The following is a 17,978-nucleotide window of genomic DNA, read 5'->3' as shown; positions in this document are numbered from 1 at the left end:
TGGCCCCCACCCGGTACGTCAGCGCGTGCCGTTCTTCGCGAACTCGAGGACGGCGTCGGCGTTGTCCTGCGTGACGAACGCGGGACCCGAGTTGACCGGCTGGCCGCCGCCGACGTCGTTGCCGTTGATGTCCTTCAGGTAGAGCGTCGTCACGCCCAGGTAGCCCTGCACGTACGGCTGCTGGTCGACGGCGAAGAGGATCTTGCCGTCCTGGATGTTCGTGATGACGTCCTCGGAGAGGTCGAACGTCGCGATCTTGGCTCCGCTGCCGGCCTGCTCGACCGCACCGACGGCGTCGATCGCGTACTGGCCGCCGAGGGTGAGGACGCCGTCGATCGACGTGTCCGCCTGGAGCTTGGAGGTGATGCTCGCCTGGACGGCGGCGTCGTCGGTGCCGTCGACCTGGAGGTTCTCGACGGAGCCACCGAGGGTGTCGCCGACGGCCTTGCAGCGCTCCTCCAGCCCGACGTTGCCGGCCTCCTGGATGACGCAGATGACGTTGGTCAGGCCCTCCGCCTTCATGCGCTCACCGACGGCGGCGCCGGCGATCGCCTCGCTCTGGCCGACGTGGGTGATCGCACCGAACTCCTTGAAGCGGTCCACGCCGGAGTTGATGGTCACGACGGGGATGCCGGCGGCGACGGCGGCCTTGATGCTCGTCTCCAGACCGTCGGGATTGGCCATCGAGACGACGATGCCGTCGACCTTGTCGGCGACCGCGCCGTCGATCTTCTGGGACTGACCCGCGGGGTCGGGGTCGCTGTCGTACTGGACCGTCACGCCGTAGTCGTCGGCAGCCTGCTCGGCACCGGACTTCACGCGGTCCCAGAACGCGTCGCCCGCGCTGGAGTGCGTGATCACGGCATAGGTGTAGTCCTCCTTGTTGCCTGACGCGCCGTCGTCGTCCTGGCCCGTCCCGCTGCACGCGGACAGGGCCAGTGCCGAGGCCGCGACGACCCCGACGAGTCTGAGAGTTTTCATGGCAACCGATCTCCTTGTGTTCTGACGTTGTCGAGATGATGACGCTGGTTCTTCTTGTGGCCCTCGTAGGTCGCGCGCGCCTCGCGCGTCGATCCGAGCTCCGAGACCTCGGCCACGGGGACGTCCCACCAGGCCGGGCTCTCGGGAGCCGGCACGAGCGGGTCCGTCTCCACGTGGATGACGGTCGTACGGTCGGACTCCTTCGCGCTGCGCAGCGCGGTCCGGAGGTCGTCGATCCCCCGGGCCGAGATGACGTCGGCTCCGAGCGAGGCGGCGTTGGCGGCCAGGTCCACGGGCAGCCGGTCACCGTCGAGCCCGGTGGCGGTGCGGTAACGGTAGCGGGTCCCGAAGCGCTGCGAGCCGAGCGACTCGGACAGTGCTCCGATCGACGCGAAACCGTGGTTCTGGACCAGCACGACGATGATCTTCACGTGCTCGGCGACCGCGGTCACGAGCTCGGTCCCCATCATCAGGTACGACCCGTCGCCCACCATGACGACGACGTCGCGGTCGTCGTCGGTGTCGAGGGCAGCCAGCTTCACGCCGAGCCCGCCCGCGATCTCGTAGCCCATGCAGGAGAAGCCGTACTCGACGTGGTATCCCTTGCGGTCCCGCGTGCGCCACAGCTTGTGCAGGTCGCCGGGCATCGAGCCGGCCGCGCAGACGACCACGTCACGGGGGTCGGTGCCCTCGTTGACGACGCCGATCACGGCGGACTGGGCCATCAGCGGCGTGTGCTCGACTCCGTACGCGGAGGCGACGACGGCGTCCCACTCCCGCGCCCGCTCGGTGGCGTCCGCGGTGTGCTCGGCGGGTGCCTTCCAGCCGTCGAGGGCGTCGGTGAGCGCCTCGAGCCCGGTGCGGGCGTCGGCGAGGAGCGCGAGACCCGACTGCTTGTGGACGTCGACCGTGGCGACGTTGAGGTTGACGAAGCGGACGTCCGGATCGGCGAAGACGGTCCGCGAGGCCGTCGTGAAGTCGCTCCAACGGGTGCCCACACCGATCACGAGATCGGACTGGTCGGCGAGCGCGTCCGCGGCTGCCGTCCCGGTGGCGCCGATGGCCCCGACGGCCTGGGGGTGGTCGTACGGGAGCGAGCCCTTGCCGGCCTGGGTCTCGGCGACCGGGATGCCGGTCACCTCGGCGAACCGGCGCAGCGCCGTGTCGGCGCCGGAGTAGATGACGCCACCGCCCGCGACGATCAACGGACGCCGAGCCGCACGGATCAGCGTGGCGGCCTGCTCGACCAGCGCCGGCTCCGGCACCGGCCGGGCGACGTGCCAGACCCGCCGCGCGAACAGGGCGTCGGGCCAGTCGTACGCCTCCGCCTGCACGTCCTGCGGAAGGCACAGCGTCACCGCGCCGGTGTCGGCCGGGTCGGTCAGCACGCGCATCGCGGCGAGCATTGCGGACGGCAGCTGCTCGGGCCGCTCGACGCGGTCCCAGTAGCGCGACACGGGACGGAACGCGTCGTTGACCGACGCGTTCATGCTCGTCGGGTCCTCGAGCTCCTGCAGCACGGGGTTCGCGACGCGGGTCGCGAAGACGTCGCCGGGCAGGAGCAGCACGGGCAGGCGGTTGATCGTCGCGAGCGCAGCGCCGGTGATCATGTTGGTCGACCCGGGGCCGATCGAGGCCGTGACCGCGAACGCCGCGAGGCGGTCGCGCTGGCGGGCGTACGCGACCGCCGCGTGGACCATGGCCTGTTCGTTGCGGCCCTGGAGGTAGCGCAGGTGCGACGGGTCGCCCGACTGCTCGCGCTCGAGCAGCGCCTGCCCCACCCCGGCGACGTTCCCGTGCCCGAAGATCCCCCAGCACCCCGCGAAGAAGGCTGACTCGACGCCGTCACGCTCGACGTGCTGCGCCTCCAGGAACCGGACGACCGCCTGGGCGACGGTGAGACGTGTCGTGCTCATCGGGGTCCTCCCATCGGCAGCCGGGGGTCGATCTCCTGCGAGGCCCACGTGTCGCGGACCCACGCGTGCTGCGGGTCGTCGCTGATCAGCCACGCCCGCTCCGTCCCCGGGCCGGCCATCACGTTGAGGTAGTAGAGGTCGTAGCCGGGTGCCGCCATCGACGGACCGTGCCAGCCGTGCGGGATGAGGACGACGTCGCCCGTACGGACCTCGGCGAGCTCGTCGATCTCCGCGTCCGCGTGGCCGTAGACCCGCTGGTAGCCGATGCCCGGGCCGTGCGGCCCCTCGGCGACCTCGAAGTAGTAGATCTCCTCCAGCGCCGACTCGCCCTCGCGCTGCTCGTCGTGCTTGTGCGGCGGGTACGACGACCAGTTGCCGGACGGCGTGAGGACCTCGCAGACGAGGAGCCGGTCGGCCTCGAAGGTGTCGGGCAGGCACAGGTTGTGCACCTGCCGGCTCGCGTTCCCCGCACCGCGCAGCTCGACCGGCACCTCGGCGGCCGGCTGATGCCGGAACGGCAGGACGCGGTCGCAGCGTGCGGAAGCCAGGGCGAACCGGCCGCCGTCGTCGCTGGTCACCTCGAAGTCCTGGTCACGTGGGACGTACACGAAGTCGCTCGGACCGGCGAAGACGTCGGGTCGACCCGCGACCACCAGCGCGTCCGTGCCGCAACGGACGCGGCAGGACCCCGACAGCGCGACCACCAGCACCTCGGTGTCCGCGGTCGCGGCGGCGTACGACTCCCCCGCCGTCAGGCGCAGGACCCGCAGACCGCTGAAGCCCCAACCGGCGCTCTGCGGGGTCACGTCCACGGCGACCTGGCCGTCAGGGGCGCTCCTCAGCACGTGGCGGCTCATCGCGCGACCATCTCCACCGTCGCGTCGACCGCGGACTCGACGTCGCCGTCCGGCGGATAGAGCAGCGAGCGACCGACGACCATCCCTCGGACGTTCGGACTGGCCAGCGCGTGCGACCACTGCGCGAACTGCGCCTGCTGGTCGGACGACACCTCTCCGCCGAGCAGCAGGACCGGCAGCGTGGTCGCCGCCAGCACCGTCTCCATGTCGTCGACGACCGGCAGCTTCAACCAGGTCCGCGACGACGTCCCCCCGAGACCGGCGGCCACCGTCGCCGAGCGCACGACGGCCTCGGTCGTCAGGTCGTTGCGGACGCGCCCGTGCTCGTCGCGGTGCGAGATGAACGGCTCGACCATCGCGGCGAGTCCGCGCGAGGCGAGGTCGTCGACCGCTCGCGCGCACGCCTCCATCGTCCGGACCGTCGCCGGGTCCGACGGATCGATGCGCAGGAGCATCTTGCCGCCCTGCAACCCGGCACGGTCGATCGCCGCGGCGCCGTACCCGGTGAACCGGTCGTCGATCTCGAAGCTCGTGCCCGCCAGCCCGCCCCGGTTCATCGACCCGAACACGACCTTGTCCTCCAGCGCGCCCAGGAGGAGCAGGTCGTCGACGAGGTCGGCCGTCCCGAGGAACCCGTCGACCCCCGGACGCGCCAGCGCGCGGACCACACGGTCCAGCAGGCCGGCGCGGTCTCCCATCGCGAGCGGCGAGTCGCCGGCCCGGAGCGCACCCCGCGCCGGGTGGTCGGCGGCGACCAGCAGGAGGCGGCCGGTCGCGCCGGTGAGGCCGGCCGGTCGGCTGCGCTCGGCCGCGAGCCGTCCGATGCGCTCGGGGTCGTCGACCCGGATGCGCAGGAGGTCGGCCACCGCGGCGCCGCTGAGGCCGGTGCTCATGCGCCACCTCCGAGCATCTCGGTCACCTGGTGGACGTCCGGCATCGCGTCCGCGCAGGCCAGCTGGCCGGCGACGTACGCCCCGGCCGCGTTGGCGAACGTCAGGGTGCGGCGAAGGTCCCAGCCTTCCAGCAGTCCGTGGCACAGCGCACCGCCGAACGCGTCTCCGGCGCCCAGGCCGTTCACGACGGTGACCGGCACCGGTGGGACGGTGACGTCGCCGCTCGCACCCGACCCCAGGACACCGGCCGGGCCCTGCTTGACGATCGCCAGGTCGACGCCCGCGTCGCGCAGCGCCTTCGCCGCGCTCTGCGGGTCGTGCTCGCCCACGGCGACCTCGCACTCCTCGCGGTTGCCGACTGCCACGGTCGCGTACGGGAGGGCGCGCGCCACCTGTGCGGTCGCCTCCTCCGCCGAGCTCCAGAACATCGGACGGTAGTCCAGGTCGAGGACGGTCGTCCCACGTCCACCGCGTGCCTCGAGCGCGGTGAGCGTCGCCTCCCGGCTCGGCTCCTCCGACAGCCCCGTCACCGTCACCCAGAACACCGCCGCGTCGCGGACGGCGTCGAGGTCGAGCTCGTCGGCGCGGATCTGCAGGTCGGGCGCGGTGGGGAGCCGGTAGAAGTAGAGCGGGAAGTCGTCCGGCGGGAAGATCTCGCAGAACGTCACCGGCGTGGGCAGGTCGGGCACGGCGCTCACGAAGCGGTCGTCGACGCCGAACTCCTGCAGAGCCCGGTGGACGAAGCGGCCGAACGGGTCGTCGCCGGTCCGGGTGATGACCGCACTGCGGTGGCCGAGGCGCGCCGCGGCCACCGCGACGTTGGTCGGGCTGCCCCCGAGAAACTTCCCGAACGACGTGACCTCGTCGAGCGCGACCCCCACCTGCTCGGGATACACGTCGACGCCGACACGGCCCATGGTCAGCACGTCGAAGCCCGTCACGAGGCGATCCCCTCCAGGTAGGCCAGGCTGGCGCGCACGTCGGTGATCGGCCCCGGACCGGCGGGATCACCGTCCAGCATCACGTCCTGCTCGAGCACGTACCAGCCGTCGTAGCCGTGCCCCTCCAGGAGCGTCACCATGCCGGCGACGTCCACGTCGCCCTGTCCGAGCGGTCGGAACAGCCCGGCGCGTACGGCGTCGCTGAAGGTCACGCGCCCCTCCTGGACCTCGGTGGCGAGCGCCGCGTCCACGTCCTTGAGGTGGACGTGCGCGACACGCTCGACGTGGTCCTTGGTGAGCAGCACCGGATCCACCCCCGCGGCCATCAGGTGACCGGTGTCGATGCAGAGAGCCACGCGCGACCGGGTCAGCACGATGTCCACGTCGTCGGCGTTCTCGACCAGCGTGCCGACGTGCGGATGCAGGGCGGCACGCAGCCCGCGCTCCTTCGCGCGCTGGTCGAGCGCGTCGAGGTTCGCGCACAACGTCGTCCACTCGGCGTCGCTCAGCACCGGTCGAGCGTCGTAGCCGTTGACGCCGGTGGCTGCGGCGAGCACGACGACCTCGGCGCCCGCGGCGACGCACGCATCGGCGAAGGCGTCGAACTCGTGCGTGGGGTCGAGGCCAGGGTCGTGCAGCACGACCGGCAGGAAACCCCCGACCGCCTGCAGCCCGTGGGCGCGCAGCTCCCGCGCCCGAGCCTGCGGGTCCTCGGGGAGCCAGCCCTCGGGACCGAACTCCGTAGCCGTGAGCCCGAGGTCACGCATCTCGTCGAGCACCCGGCCCCTCGCCATCTGGAAACCCCAGCCTGCGACCTCGCACACACCCCACGAGATCGGAGCACCAGCGATCCGGCTCCGCACCATGTCACCCTGCCTTCGTCGCTGCTCGTCCTGGTCCGACCCGGCCAGTGTGGCCGTCCTCACATTCGCATGTCAACCATATGTCAGGACATATAGACGTAATGAGGTGCGACGGCTATCGTCCGGGACATGGAAGCAGGTGCGCGGATCACCCTCGACCGGTCGGGTCCCGTGCCGCTCTACTTCCAGATCGCCCAGCAGCTCGAGGCCGCGATCGTCGACGGCACGCTCGCGCCCGGCGACAAGATCGACAACGAGATCGCCCTCGCCGATCAGCTCGGCCTCTCGCGACCCACCGTCCGCCAGGCGATCCAGGTCCTGGTCGACAAGGGCATGCTCGTCCGCAAGCGCGGCGTCGGCACCCAGGTGGTGCACGGCAAGGTCCGACGCTCGGTCGAGCTCACCAGCCTGTACGACGACCTCGCCGCAGCCGGCCAGGACCCGCGCACCGTGGTCCTGTCCCTCGAGCGCCTCGACGCCGGCGAGGACGAGGCGCGCGAGCTGCAGCTCGACCCGGGAGCCCCCGTCTGGTCGCTGGAGCGCGTCCGCTTCATCGGCGACGAGCCGCTCGCTCTCATGCACAACGTGATCCCGGCCTCGCTCATCGACCTCGGCTCGATCGACCTCGAGGAGGTCGGTCTGTACGCCGCGATGCGGCGCGCCGGCATCTGGGTGCGGGTGGCGAAGCAACGCATCGGGGCGTCGCGCGTCGGGGCCCGCGAGTCCCGGCTGCTCGGCGAACGCCGTGGTGCTCCCCTGCTGACGATGCAGAGGACCGCGTACGACGACGCCGGGCGAGCGGTCGAGTACGGCGTCCACGCGTACCGGCCGGACCGCTACGCGTTCGAGCTCACGCTCGTCGACCGCTGAGGCGCGCCAGCGAGCCCTCACCACGCGGCAGGCGGGTCCGGCTGCGCCCGCGGCCACGGCGCGACCTCCGCCGGAGGGTGCGGGCCATGTCGGCGGCGCCGATCATACCGGCGTCGTTGCCGAGGTGGGCCCGGACGATGAGCGCCTCCGGCCGGAAGCCCCGGCCCGTCAACGTGTGACGAAACGCGTCGCGAGCCGGCTCGAGCAGGAGCTCGTCGGCATCGGAGACTCCTCCGCCGATCACGAACAACCCGGGATCGAAGGCCGCGGCGAGGTTCGCGATGCCGACACCCAACCACGAGCCGACGTCGCGCAACGAGGCGAGCGCGTCCTCGTCACCCTCGCGCGCCAGCTCGGACACCACGATGCCGTTGACCTGATCGACGTCGCCGTCGACCCGGTTGAGGAGGCGCTTGCCGTACTCGTCACCCCGGTCGACGGCACCCCGAGCGTCCCGGATGAGCGCGTTGCCGCTGGCGTACTGCTCGAGGCACCCCTTGTTGCCGCACTCGCACGCCCGGCCGTCGGGGACCACGATCATGTGCCCGAACTCGCCCGCGATCCCGAACCGGCCGCGGTGCGGGCGTCCGTCGATCACGAGGGCGCCGCCGATGCCGGTGCCGAGCGTGAGGCAGATCAGGTCCTCCTCGTTCTGCGCGGCACCGAAGCGCCACTCCGCCCACGCCGCGGCGTTCGCGTCGTTGTCGACGAGGACGGAAAGTCCCGTCCGACGGCGCACCGCATCGCGCAGCGGCTCGTGGCGCCACGCGAGGTGGGGAGAGAAGACGACCGTCGACTGGGTCGCGTCGACGAAGCCCGCCGCACCGATGCCCACCGACGTCACGAGGTGGTGCCGACGCAGCGTCGCGACGATGTCGGCGATGGCGTCGAGCACTGCGGCGGGGCTCGTCGTCGGCGTGTCTCGGCTCAGCCGCTCCAGGACGTGGCCGTCGAGGTCGACGACGCCCGCCTTGACGCGCGTGCCGCCGATGTCGATGCCGATCGAAAGACGTTCAGCCATCGATCCCCCTACGTCAGCGCGTCCGCGCGAGGTCGGCGGCGCCGATCACGCCGGCGTCGTTGCCGAGGCTGGCCTCGCGCAGCATCGCCTGGGGACGATAGACCGGGGCCGAGAGCGAGCGGAGGAACGCAGCCTTCGCCGGCGCCATGAGCAGGTCTCCGGCCTTCGCCACCCCGCCGCCGATCGCGACCACGCTCGGGTCGATCACCGCAGCCAGCGTCGCGATCCCCTCGCCGAGCCACCGCCCGACGTCGGCGATCAGCTCGATCGCCAAGGGGTCGCCCTTCTGGGCCTGCTCGGTGACCATCTGGCCGGTGATCTGCGATACGTCACCGTCGACGAGGGCCGCGAGCGGCTGCGCCTGCTCGATATGGGCGTCGATGCGGTCACGGGTCTCGCGGACCAGCGCACGCCCCGAGGCGTACTGCTCCCAGCAGCCGTACTGACCGCACCCGCAACGGATCCCCGCGGGAACCATCCGCAGGTGCCCGATCTCCCCGGCGACGCCGTACGCGCCGCGGTCGAGCCGACCGCCCTGGATGATGCCACCGCCGATCCCCGTGCCGACGGTGACGAGCAGCATGTCGTCGACATCGGCACCCGCCCCGAACCGGAACTCGCCCCACGCGGCCGCGTTGGCGTCGTTCTCGATCACGACCGGCAGGTCGACGAGCGCCTCGATGCGGTCGGCGAGGGGCTCGTCCACCCACTTGATGTTGGGTGCGAAGAGGACCGTGCGTCGCCCGGCGTCGACGAAGCCGGCCGCGCCGACGCCGACGGCCTCCACGTCGTGGTCCTTCTTGAGCGCGTTGACCGACTGGGCGACAGCCTCACCGATCTGCGTGGCGTCCGTCGCCGGCGTCTTCACCCGATCCTGAGCGATGATCGTGCCGACCTCGTCGACGACAGCGACGGCGATCTTCGTCCCGCCGATGTCGACCCCGACCGTCACTCCCATGGTCCATCCTTCACGTCGTTGTTCTGCAGTCCGTCGTCACGCGGTCCGGGGTCGTCCGGTGGTGGCTCCTGGCGTCCCCACGACTCCACCACACCACGCGCTGCGAGCGTCAGCGACGCCAGCGCCGCCGTCAGGTGCTCGGCAACCTCCGGCCGTGCGCTCCGCACCACCGTGATCAGCTGGCACAGCGGGCAGAAGTCGCACGACTCCGGGCGCGGCACGTGGTCGTGGTCGGCGCGACCGCCGGCCTGACGCGCGCCGTCCTCGGCCTGGTCGGCGAGCACGCGTGCGAGCTTGAGCGCCTCCTGCACCAGGGAACCGACATGATCACCGCTCGATGCTGCCGTCATGCCTCTCCTCGTGCCGGAAACGTCGGTGCCGCGCACGCGCGTCGTCCGATCCTAGCGAGAGCGGCAGCACCAGGCTGCGGGCCGGGCCTCCGGTGGACGACGCGCGCGGGCGTACGACGTCGGCCCGTCACGTGGTCGGCGACTCGACGCGCTTCTTCAGGCCTTTGAGGGCGGTCTCGATGATGACCTTCTCGGCCTTGCGGCGCAGCATGCCCAGGAGCGGGATGGAGACGTCGACGGCGAGGCGGTACGTGACGCGGGTACGACCGTCGCCGAGGGGGTCGAGCACGTAAGCCCCGTCGATGCCCTTGACCATCGCACCGGGCTGCGTGACGTTCCAGTCGACGGCCCGGTCGTCCTCCCACCGGTAGCCGAGCGTGTAGGTGTCACGGATCGGGGACGCGTCGAGGACGAACTGGACCTCGACGGCACGGGCGCCGAACTCGTCGAGCTCGACGACCTTCGCCTCCTTCACGCCGGTGGCCCACGACGGGTACGAGGCGAAGTCGGCGATGACAGCCATGATCACGCCCGGCTCGGCGTCGATCACGATGTCGCTCGTCGTCTGGTCGGTCATCGAGTGCCCTCCTGACTCTGCGCGCTGGCGCCCGCTCCGCCGACCCTATCGCGCACGGTTCGGCGCGTCGCCGACGGCGCGGCCGACGTCCAGCGAGTCACGCACGTGGGTGACCCACCGCTTGAGGCGCTCGTGGTACGTCCGGTCGATCCGCCGCCCCGCACGGGTCGAGGTCGTCGCGTCCGCCGGGTCGGCCTGAAGGAAGACGTGCACGACGGTGCCCTCGGGCATCGCCTCCAGCCACACCTCGGCCGTCCCGTCGAGCTCGCCGCTCACCCGCCACCGGCGGCCGAGGTCGCCGCGGTCGTCGAAACACCGCAGCTCGATCTTCGGCAGTACGGTGGACCAGGCGGACTCGGAGCACATCGCATCGACGAGCAGACGCGGAGGAACCGCGACGTACGTCTGGTCGATCACATCGACGACCGGCATCGTGGTCTCCGTTCCAGGTGTCTCGACCGATGAATGTAGCCTGCCCCAGGGGGTTTTCGTCGATGTCGGCGAAACCAGATCGCTCGATCGGAGGCAGAGTGCGAACCTACGCGACGCCAGCCAGGTACCAGGTCCCGGACACCGGCAGCATCACGGACGACGTCGTCGTCCGGGTGGAGGCCGACCCGAACCGGATCGGCTTCCAGCGCAAGGTGGACGGTGCGTGGGTCGACGTGACCATCGCGCAGTTCCGCGACGAGGTCGTCGCCCTGGCCAAGGGCTTCGTCGCCGCCGGGATCGCGCCCGGCGACCGGGTGGGCATCCTGTCCCGCACCCGGTACGAGTGGACTCAGATCGACTACGCGCTCTGGTGGGTCGGCGCCGTGTCCGTCCCCATCTACGAGTCGTCGTCGGCCGAGCAGGTCAGCTGGATCCTGTCGGACTCCGGCGCGGTGGGCTGCGTGGTCGAGAGCACCAGCCACGCCGAGCGCGTCGACGGCTGCCGTCCTGACCTCGGCGACCTCAAGGACGTCTGGTGCATCGACGCCGGGCTCGACCCGCTGGTCGAGGCCGGTGCCGTCGTCAGCGACGAGGACGTCGCTGCTCGCCGGTCGGCCGTCGCCCCCGGTGACCTCGCCACGATCATCTACACCTCTGGCACGACCGGCCGCCCCAAGGGTGCCGAGCTGACCCACTCCAACTTCATGTTCGAGCTCGGAGACGCGATCGACCTCCTGCCAGAGCTGTTCGACCGCGACGACGCCGTGACGCTCCTCTTCCTGCCGCTCGCCCACGTCTTCGCGCGGATCATCGAGGTCGGCTCGATCCGTGCCGGCGTCACGCTCGCGCACACGCCTGACGTCAAGAACCTGCTGCCCGAGCTCGCCGAGGTCCAGCCGACGTTCATTCTGGCCGTGCCGCGCGTGTTCGAGAAGGTCTACAACGGCGCCAGCCAGAACGCGCACGCCGCGGGCAAGGGCAGGATCTTCGACGTCGCGACCTCGACGGCGATCACGTACAGCCGGGCCCGCGAGGCGGGCAAGCGCGTCGGCCCGGTCCTCAAGGCCAAGCACACGCTGTTCGACAGGCTCGTCTACGCCAAGCTGCGCGCGGCGATGGGCGGCCGGGTCGAGCACGCCATCTCGGGCGGCGCACCCCTCGGCGAGCGCCTCGCGCACTTCTTCTCCGGGATCGGCATCCCGGTGATCGAGGGGTACGGCCTCACCGAGACCACGGCCGCACTCGCCGCGAACACCGCGGCGGACTCCAAGATCGGCACGGTCGGACGTCCGTTCGCCGGCACCGAGGTCCGGGTGGCCGACGACGGCGAGCTCCTCTTCCGCGGCGGTCAGGTGTTCCGCGGCTACTGGAACGCCCCCGAGGCCACGGCGGCGGCGATCGACGCCGACGGCTGGTTCCACACCGGTGACGTCGGCGAGATCGACTCCGAGGGCTTCATCACCATCACCGGGCGCAAGAAGGAGATCATCGTCACCGCCGGCGGCAAGAACGTGGTCCCGGCGGCGCTCGAGGATCGCATCCGCGCGCACGTCCTCGTGAGCCAGGCGGTCGTCGTCGGCGAGGGCAAGCCGTTCGTGGGGGCGCTCATCACGCTCGACCAGGAGGCCGTCGGGCCGTGGCTCGAGCAGCGCGGCAAGTCCGCCGACACCCCGATCGCCGAGCTGGCCGACGACGACGAGGTCGTCGCAGCTGTCCAGGCTGCGGTGGACGAGGCCAACTCGCACGTGTCCCGGGCCGAGTCCATCCGCAAGTTCCGGATCCTCTCGATCGACTGGACCGAGGAGGGCGGCCAGGTGACCCCGACTCTCAAGCTCAAGCGCAACGTGGTCATGCGTGAGCACCGCGACGACGTGGAGGCGCTCTACCTCTGAGTGGGCGCGCGCACGCTCGTACGCGTGAGCGCCTCTATCGGCACGAAGAAGAGCCACGGCCCACCGAGGTGGGCCGTGGCTCTTCTTCGTGTGGAGCAGCCGCGAGCACCCGGAGGTGCAAGCGGCGCGGGTCACCCGACGCGGCGAACTCCGGACACCGGCATCACGTTGACCGAGACGATCTCGACGCTGCGACCGGGTCGCGGCGCGTGGACGAGCTTGCCGTCGCCGATGTAGATGCCGACGTGGCTCACCGGGCTGTAGTAGAACACCAGGTCGCCAGGGCTCATCGACGACTGCGACACCGACGACCCCATGCCGGACTGGGCCGACGAGGAGTGCGGCAGGGAGACCCCAGCGGCGCCGAACGCCGCCATGGTCAGGCCGGAGCAGTCCCAGCTGCCGGGGCCGGCTGCGCCGTACGAGTAGGGCTCGCCGAGCTGGGCGAGGGCGAAGTCGATCGCCGCCTTGGCGCGGCCCGACGCGTTGACCTTCGGCGCGCTCGTCGACGGGCGGTCGTCGCCACGCGTGGTGTCGTCGTCGTACACCTGGGCGCGCTCGACGGGCGTCAGGCTGTCGACGAGTGCCTCGGCCTTGCTGACCTTCTCGTCGAGCTTGGCCTTCTCCTTCTTCATCGACTTCTCGGCGTCCGAGATGAGGTCGAGCTTCGCGGAGAGCTGCTTGCGGCGCACCTTCAGCTCGGCGGCCTCGCGCTCGTACGCGGACAACCGGTCGGCCTGCGTCGTGTTGTAGGACTGCATGGCGGTGAGGCCGTCGAGGAACTCGTCGATGTCGTCGCTCGCGAGGAGCTGCGTCGTCGGTCCCATCGGCGAGCTCGCCAGGCGGTCGGTGACGGTCTTGGCGAAGGCGCTCCGCACCTCTTCGACCTCGGACTGCTGCGCCTTGACGTCGGCGCGAAGCTTCTTGACCTGCTTGGTGGCGCCGTCGACCTCGTGCTGGAGGTCGAGGTAGCGCTCGTTGGCCTGCTCGGCCTCGTGGCCCAGCTTCTCGACCTGACGCTTGGCTTCGGACAGGCTCGGTGTCTCGGGATCCGCTGCACTCGGTGACGCGGTGAGCGTGGCAGCGAGGACCAACCCGGATCCGGCGGCGACGGCTGCCCTCATCGACAGCTTTCGGCCATTCCGCACAGGGACGGACTCCTCACGTTCTCGACGCCTGCCGGGTGAGCTGACGGGTTCGGGCCAAGAACGTGCCCTACCGTCCGATGGACGGATTCACCCCAGGAACTTGGGTCCCCGACTCCGACGTCGATCCGGGGGATCTCGGCCGAACTAGGCGGCGCGCCTGCGCTCTCCGGGGTAGAGAACTCCTCAGGCACGCGAGCCTCACCCTATGCGCCAACCCGGTGCGGAATCAACGCGGCCGACAAGATTGTGGGGCCGCTCGCACAAATTGAGCGCTCAGGCGTCCTCGACGACCTCGCCGTCGACCGGATTCACCAGGCGCAGCGGTGGAACCAGCCCGGCAGCGCTCAGCGCCTCGAGGGCCGCGCCCTCGTCGGCGTCGAGGCTGACGCCCTCGTCCGGAGCGCCGAGGAGCGCGGTGACGACGCAGTCGCCGCAGGCAGCCGGGCGCGCGAGGCACCGGCCGCAGTCGATGGTCAAGAGCTCGCCGTGGCCCGTCGCCGGTCCCGGCTGCTGCTGGAGCACGCGAGATTCGTCCATGTCAAGGACGCTACGCAGCCGCTCTGACAGATTGTCCGTACGGCGACACGCCGGGGTCCGATCGCACCGGACGTGTCACTGCCCGCGCCTAACGTCAGGGTCATGGTCCCTGCCCCCGCCGCCGCCTCGGCTCTGCCCTCACCAGCGCCGTCACCGGCACCGATCAGGGGCGTCCAGGGCACGCTGGACGAGCTGGGGCGCGACCTGTCGGACGTCACGTTCTGCGTGGTCGACCTGGAGACGACAGGTGGTTCCGCGGCCGCGGGTTCGATGATCACCGAGATCGGCGCCGTCAAGGTCCGTGGCGGCGAGATCCTCGGTGAGTTCCAGACCCTCGTCGATCCCGAGGGGCCGATCCCGACCTTCATCACCGTCCTCACCGGCATCAGCGACGCGATGGTGGTCGCCGCACCGCGCATCGGCGAGGCGCTCCCGTCGTTCCTCGAGTTCGCCCGCGGAACCGTTCTCGTCGCCCACAACGCACCGTTCGACCTCGGGTTCCTCAAGCACTTCACCCAGCGCCTCGAACTGACGTGGCCGGGGTTCGAGAGCCTCGACACGGCGCGCATCGCCCGGCGTGTCCTCCTCCGCGACGAGGTCGCCAACTGCAAGCTCGGCACGCTCGCGCGCCACTTCCGCTCGAGCACGACCCCGAACCACCGCGCGCTCGCCGACGCCCGCGCGACGGTCGACGTCCTTCACGCGCTGCTCGAGCGGCTCGGCACGATGGGCGTCACCACGATGGAGGAGCTCGCGACCTTCAGCTCACGGGTCAGCGCGGCCCAGCGCAAGAAGAGCCGGCTGGCTGAGCACCTGCCGCACTCGCCCGGCGTCTACCTCTTCCGTGACCGCAACGACCACGTCCTCTACGTCGGCACCTCCAAGGACCTCCGCGCCAGGGTCCGCTCCTACTTCACCTCGAGCGAGACCCGCACCCGGATGGGCGAGATGGTGGCGCTCGCGACCCGCGTCGAGGGCATCACCTGCGCGACGGCCCTCGAGGCCCAGGTGCGTGAGCTCCGTCTCATCGCCCACCACAAGCCGCCCTACAACCGCCGGTCGCGGCACCCCGAGCGCGCCACCTGGATCAAGCTCACGCGCGAGCCGTGGCCCCGCCTGTCGTTCGTCCGCAGCACCGACGAGGACGCCGACTACCTCGGCCCGTTCACCCGCCGCTCGACCGCTGAGACGGCCGCCGCAGCGCTCTACGAGGCGTTCCGGATCCGGCAGTGCTCCGGCAGGCTCCCGCGTCGTCCTTCGCGCAGCGCGTGCGCACTCGCCGAGATGGGGAGCTGCCTGTCCCCGTGCGACGGCACCGCGAGCCCCGAGTCGTACGCCGCCGAGGTCGACCGTGTGCGCGAGGCGCTGGTCCGCGACCCGGTCGACGTCGTGGACGCGTCGACCGACCGCATGCGCACGCTGTCCGACCAGGGCCGCTTCGAGGACGCCGCCCGCGAGCGCGACAGGCTCGTGACGCTCCTGCGTGCCACCCACCGCAGCCAGCGGCTCTCGACGCTCTTGTCGTGCGCGGAGGTGGTCGCTGCCCTCCCCCGCGACATCCAGTGGCGCGAGTGGGAGGTGCACGTCATCCGCTACGGACGCCTCGTGGCGTCGGGCGTCATGCCGTCGTCGGCCGCGTCGGCACCCTGGGTCGAGGCGCTGCGCACGACGGCGGAGACCGTGGTCCCCGACACGGCACCGGCTGCGACCGCCGCCGAGTCCGAGCTCGTCCTGCGGTGGCTGGAGACCGACGGCATCCGCCTCGTCGACCTCGACGGCGTGTGGGCGAGCCCCACGCGGGGAGCCCGACGACACCTCCCGCTCATCGAGGCCGCGGAGCGTTCCCGGGCGGTCGCCGTGCCCTTCGACGAGGCCCGCGGAGAGGGCTGGCGCACCGAGCACCGGCCCCGCCGATGACGAGTAGGCTGCAGCCCGTACGCCGACGCAGCCGCCAGGAGGCCCCGTGATCACCGCGATCGTGTTCATCAACGCCGAGGTCGACCGAATCCCCGAGGTCGCCGAGGAGGTCGCCGCCCTCGACGGTGTGAGCGAGGTCTACTCGGTGACCGGACACATCGACCTGATCGCCCTCGTACGCGTCCGCCGCACCGAGGAGATCGCCGACGTGGTCGCCGACCGCGTCAACAAGGTGCCCGGCGTCCGCTCGACCGAGACGCACATCGCGTTCCGCACGTACTCGCAGCACGATCTCGAGGCCGCCTTCAGCATCGGCGGCGACTTCGAGTAGCCGCGGCGCTGCTCAGACCTCGCGGCGCGAGGCCTCGGCCCAGTCGGCGAGCGCCTGGCGCGCCGCGCCGGAGTCGAGCGCGTGGCGAGCCTCGCCGATGTTGCGCTCCATGCGGGTCAGGAGGTCGTCCTCGCCTCCCTCGTAGGCGGACAGCCCCGCGGCGGCGTTGAGGACCACAGCGTCGCGGACCGGCCCCTGCTCCCCCTCCAGGATCCGCAGGAAGACGTCGGCGTTGAAGGCCGGGTCGCCACCGCGCAGCCCCTCGGCAGGCGAGAAGGCGATGCCGACCTCACGCGGGTCAAACGACTGCTCGGTGACGGTCTTCTCGCCGTCCGGACCTGCCACGACCCACACGGTCGACGTGGTCGTCGTGGTGATCTCGTCGAGGCCGTCGTCCCCGCGGAACACGAGGGCGTCGAGCCCACGGCGCGCGAAGACACCGGCGACGACGCCGGCCATCCTGGGGTCGGCGACGCCGACCGCCATCGCCGCCGGCTTCGACGGGTTGGTCAGCGGGCCCAGGAAGTTGAACGCGGTCGGGATGCCCAGCTCCCGCCGGGGGGCCGCCGTGAACCGGAACGACGCATGGAACACCGGGGCGAAGCAGAACGTGATGCCGACCTCCGTCGCCAGCGCAGCCACGCGCTCCGGAGTGAGGTCGAGGCGCACGCCCAGCTGCTCGAGGACGTCGGCGGCGCCGCTCGCGCTCGACGCCGCGCGGTTGCCGTGCTTGACGACCAGCGCGCCCGCGCCCCGCATCGTGACCGCGGACATCGTGGAGATGTTCACCGTCTTGGCCCGGTCGCCGCCGGTGCCGACGATGTCGACCGTACGTCCGGGCACCTCGATCAACGACGCGTGCTCGAGCATCGTCGCCGCGAGCCCCTCGACCTCGGCGACGGTCTCCCGCTTGGCACGCAGCGCGACCGCGAAGCCCGCGATCTGCGCCGGCGTGGCGTTGCCGGAGAGGATCTCCTCCATCGCCCACGAGGTCTGCTCGCCGGTCAGGTCCTCGTGCGCGATCAGCTGGCCGAGGATCTCCGGCCAGCGGGGGCCTTCGGTCATGCCGGCGCCGCGGCGGAGGGCGTCAGGAGGCCCAGGACGGCGTTGGCCAGCTTCATCGGGTCGATCGGGTGGGGTGACACCCCGTCGGCCCGGGACCAGGTCGCGAGCCACGCGTCCTGCTCGCGCGCCGTCAGCACCAGCAGCGGCGGGCACCGGAAGATCTCGTCCTTCAGCTGGCGCGCGACGCCCATGCCCCCGGCCGGGGTCGCCTCGCCGTCGAGGACGGCCAGCGCGATCCCGCCGGCGTCCATCTGCTGCAGCACCACGGGCAGGGTCGCGCACTCGACGTACTCCACGGGCGGCAGGTCGGGATGGATCCTGCGTCCGAGGGCGGTGGTCACCTGCATGCGCGTGTCGGCGTCGTCGGAGTAGACGAGGACGCGCAGGGGCGAGCGGTCATGGGGCGCGACGGCGGTGCTGGGATCGGTC

19 protein-coding genes and 1 riboswitch are annotated in these 17,978 nt (G+C 71.4%); of the genes, 4 read left to right on the top strand and 15 right to left on the bottom strand.

Annotation, left to right across the window (positions count from 1 at the left end):
• Positions 1 to 18: 18 nt before the first annotated feature.
• The 6 genes from AB3M34_RS08970 to AB3M34_RS08945 are packed head-to-tail and all read right to left on the bottom strand — an operon-like array spanning position 19 to position 6,514.
• Positions 19 to 981: a sugar ABC transporter substrate-binding protein gene (locus AB3M34_RS08970; RefSeq protein WP_370619159.1), complete on the bottom strand. Its 963-nt coding sequence runs from the start codon at positions 979 to 981 to the stop codon at positions 19 to 21.
• Entirely contained in the window at positions 978 to 2,897 is a 1,920-nt protein-coding gene (gene iolD / locus AB3M34_RS08965) for a 3D-(3,5/4)-trihydroxycyclohexane-1,2-dione acylhydrolase (decyclizing) (protein ID WP_370619157.1), read from the bottom strand. Before iolD ends, AB3M34_RS08970 begins: the two co-directional genes overlap by 4 nt.
• Entirely contained in the window at positions 2,894 to 3,754 is an 861-nt protein-coding gene (iolB, locus tag AB3M34_RS08960) for a 5-deoxy-glucuronate isomerase (protein WP_370619155.1), read from the bottom strand. Before iolB ends, iolD begins: the two co-directional genes overlap by 4 nt.
• The gene (locus tag AB3M34_RS08955; RefSeq protein WP_370619153.1) at positions 3,751 to 4,647 is read right to left on the bottom strand and encodes a Cgl0159 family (beta/alpha)8-fold protein; all 897 of its coding nucleotides are present in this window, start codon (positions 4,645 to 4,647) and stop codon (positions 3,751 to 3,753) included. Before AB3M34_RS08955 ends, iolB begins: the two co-directional genes overlap by 4 nt.
• The gene (iolC, locus tag AB3M34_RS08950; protein ID WP_422656405.1) at positions 4,644 to 5,588 is read right to left on the bottom strand and encodes a 5-dehydro-2-deoxygluconokinase; all 945 of its coding nucleotides are present in this window, start codon (positions 5,586 to 5,588) and stop codon (positions 4,644 to 4,646) included. The genes AB3M34_RS08955 and iolC overlap by 4 nt, the downstream gene beginning before the upstream one ends.
• Positions 5,585 to 6,514, bottom strand: coding sequence for a TIM barrel protein (locus tag AB3M34_RS08945; protein WP_370619151.1), 930 nt, complete (start codon positions 6,512 to 6,514; stop codon positions 5,585 to 5,587). Before AB3M34_RS08945 ends, iolC begins: the two co-directional genes overlap by 4 nt.
• A 66-nt stretch (positions 6,515 to 6,580) precedes the next feature.
• On the opposite strand from AB3M34_RS08945, the gene AB3M34_RS08940 reads away from it, so the two are divergent.
• On the top strand, positions 6,581 to 7,321 hold the full coding sequence (locus AB3M34_RS08940; RefSeq protein WP_370619149.1) for a GntR family transcriptional regulator: 741 nt from the start codon (positions 6,581 to 6,583) through the stop codon (positions 7,319 to 7,321).
• Here the strand turns inward: AB3M34_RS08940 and AB3M34_RS08935 are convergent.
• The 5 genes from AB3M34_RS08935 to AB3M34_RS08915 all read right to left on the bottom strand — a co-directional run bounded on the left by AB3M34_RS08935 (position 7,302) and on the right by AB3M34_RS08915 (position 10,659).
• Positions 7,302 to 8,342: an ROK family glucokinase gene (locus AB3M34_RS08935; protein ID WP_370619147.1), complete on the bottom strand. Its 1,041-nt coding sequence runs from the start codon at positions 8,340 to 8,342 to the stop codon at positions 7,302 to 7,304. The genes AB3M34_RS08940 and AB3M34_RS08935 overlap by 20 nt on opposite strands.
• Before the next feature lie 13 nt (positions 8,343 to 8,355).
• On the bottom strand, positions 8,356 to 9,300 hold the full coding sequence (locus AB3M34_RS08930) for an ROK family glucokinase (RefSeq protein ID WP_370619145.1): 945 nt from the start codon (positions 9,298 to 9,300) through the stop codon (positions 8,356 to 8,358).
• Positions 9,291 to 9,650, bottom strand: a complete 360-nt coding sequence (locus AB3M34_RS08925) for a hypothetical protein (RefSeq protein WP_370619143.1) — start codon at positions 9,648 to 9,650, stop codon at positions 9,291 to 9,293. The genes AB3M34_RS08930 and AB3M34_RS08925 overlap by 10 nt, the downstream gene beginning before the upstream one ends.
• Before the next feature lie 127 nt (positions 9,651 to 9,777).
• A complete protein-coding gene (locus AB3M34_RS08920) occupies positions 9,778 to 10,227 on the bottom strand; it encodes an SRPBCC family protein (RefSeq protein ID WP_370619141.1) in 450 nt (149 codons plus the stop codon).
• A gap of 45 nt (positions 10,228 to 10,272) precedes the next feature.
• Complete coding sequence (locus AB3M34_RS08915; protein ID WP_370619140.1) at positions 10,273 to 10,659, bottom strand: hypothetical protein; 387 nt, start codon at positions 10,657 to 10,659, stop codon at positions 10,273 to 10,275.
• 98 nt (positions 10,660 to 10,757) lie between these two features.
• On the opposite strand from AB3M34_RS08915, the gene AB3M34_RS08910 reads away from it, so the two are divergent.
• Entirely contained in the window at positions 10,758 to 12,551 is a 1,794-nt protein-coding gene (locus AB3M34_RS08910; RefSeq protein WP_370619138.1) for an AMP-dependent synthetase/ligase, read from the top strand.
• A gap of 131 nt (positions 12,552 to 12,682) precedes the next feature.
• On the opposite strand, the gene AB3M34_RS08905 is transcribed toward AB3M34_RS08910, so the two are convergent.
• Positions 12,683 to 13,675, bottom strand: coding sequence for a C40 family peptidase (locus AB3M34_RS08905; protein ID WP_370619136.1), 993 nt, complete (start codon positions 13,673 to 13,675; stop codon positions 12,683 to 12,685).
• Positions 13,676 to 13,710: 35 nt separating this feature from the next.
• Positions 13,711 to 13,850: riboswitch (cyclic di-AMP (ydaO/yuaA leader) on the bottom strand.
• A 122-nt stretch (positions 13,851 to 13,972) separates the two neighbouring features.
• Complete coding sequence (locus AB3M34_RS08900; RefSeq protein ID WP_370619134.1) at positions 13,973 to 14,236, bottom strand: hypothetical protein; 264 nt, start codon at positions 14,234 to 14,236, stop codon at positions 13,973 to 13,975.
• A gap of 102 nt (positions 14,237 to 14,338) precedes the next feature.
• On the opposite strand from AB3M34_RS08900, the gene AB3M34_RS08895 reads away from it, so the two are divergent.
• On the top strand, positions 14,339 to 16,153 hold the full coding sequence (locus tag AB3M34_RS08895; protein ID WP_370619132.1) for a DEDD exonuclease domain-containing protein: 1,815 nt from the start codon (positions 14,339 to 14,341) through the stop codon (positions 16,151 to 16,153).
• A gap of 46 nt (positions 16,154 to 16,199) precedes the next feature.
• Positions 16,200 to 16,484, top strand: a complete 285-nt coding sequence (locus AB3M34_RS08890; RefSeq protein ID WP_220344344.1) for an Lrp/AsnC family transcriptional regulator — start codon at positions 16,200 to 16,202, stop codon at positions 16,482 to 16,484.
• A 12-nt stretch (positions 16,485 to 16,496) separates the two neighbouring features.
• Here AB3M34_RS08890 and trpD read toward each other — a convergent pair whose 3' ends face one another.
• Positions 16,497 to 17,549 (bottom strand): anthranilate phosphoribosyltransferase, encoded by a 1,053-nt coding sequence (trpD, locus tag AB3M34_RS08885; protein WP_370619130.1) that lies wholly within the window; start codon positions 17,547 to 17,549, stop codon positions 16,497 to 16,499.
• Positions 17,546 to 17,896 (bottom strand): hypothetical protein, encoded by a 351-nt coding sequence (locus AB3M34_RS08880; protein ID WP_370619985.1) that lies wholly within the window; start codon positions 17,894 to 17,896, stop codon positions 17,546 to 17,548. The genes trpD and AB3M34_RS08880 overlap by 4 nt, the downstream gene beginning before the upstream one ends.
• Between the last annotated feature and the right edge of the window lie 82 nt (positions 17,897 to 17,978).

It is taken from the genome of Mumia sp. Pv4-285 (assembly GCF_041320275.1).
Lineage (GTDB): Bacteria > Actinomycetota > Actinomycetes > Propionibacteriales > Nocardioidaceae > Mumia > Mumia qirimensis.
This window is presented reverse-complemented; position numbering and strand designations above follow the sequence as displayed.

Coding starts and splice junctions, on each gene's coding strand:
- AB3M34_RS08970 (WP_370619159.1), bottom strand. CDS start 981: ATGAAAACTCTCAGACTCGTCGGGGTCGTCGCGGCCTCGGCACTGGCC.
- iolD (WP_370619157.1), bottom strand. CDS start 2,897: ATGAGCACGACACGTCTCACCGTCGCCCAGGCGGTCGTCCGGTTCCTG.
- iolB (WP_370619155.1), bottom strand. CDS start 3,754: ATGAGCCGCCACGTGCTGAGGAGCGCCCCTGACGGCCAGGTCGCCGTG.
- AB3M34_RS08955 (WP_370619153.1), bottom strand. CDS start 4,647: ATGAGCACCGGCCTCAGCGGCGCCGCGGTGGCCGACCTCCTGCGCATC.
- AB3M34_RS08940 (WP_370619149.1), top strand. CDS start 6,581: ATGGAAGCAGGTGCGCGGATCACCCTCGACCGGTCGGGTCCCGTGCCG.
- AB3M34_RS08935 (WP_370619147.1), bottom strand. CDS start 8,342: ATGGCTGAACGTCTTTCGATCGGCATCGACATCGGCGGCACGCGCGTC.
- AB3M34_RS08930 (WP_370619145.1), bottom strand. CDS start 9,300: ATGGGAGTGACGGTCGGGGTCGACATCGGCGGGACGAAGATCGCCGTC.
- AB3M34_RS08925 (WP_370619143.1), bottom strand. CDS start 9,650: ATGACGGCAGCATCGAGCGGTGATCATGTCGGTTCCCTGGTGCAGGAG.
- AB3M34_RS08920 (WP_370619141.1), bottom strand. CDS start 10,227: ATGACCGACCAGACGACGAGCGACATCGTGATCGACGCCGAGCCGGGC.
- AB3M34_RS08915 (WP_370619140.1), bottom strand. CDS start 10,659: ATGCCGGTCGTCGATGTGATCGACCAGACGTACGTCGCGGTTCCTCCG.
- AB3M34_RS08905 (WP_370619136.1), bottom strand. CDS start 13,675: ATGAGGGCAGCCGTCGCCGCCGGATCCGGGTTGGTCCTCGCTGCCACG.
- AB3M34_RS08900 (WP_370619134.1), bottom strand. CDS start 14,236: ATGGACGAATCTCGCGTGCTCCAGCAGCAGCCGGGACCGGCGACGGGC.
- AB3M34_RS08895 (WP_370619132.1), top strand. CDS start 14,339: ATGGTCCCTGCCCCCGCCGCCGCCTCGGCTCTGCCCTCACCAGCGCCG.
- trpD (WP_370619130.1), bottom strand. CDS start 17,549: ATGACCGAAGGCCCCCGCTGGCCGGAGATCCTCGGCCAGCTGATCGCG.
- AB3M34_RS08880 (WP_370619985.1), bottom strand. CDS start 17,896: ATGCAGGTGACCACCGCCCTCGGACGCAGGATCCATCCCGACCTGCCG.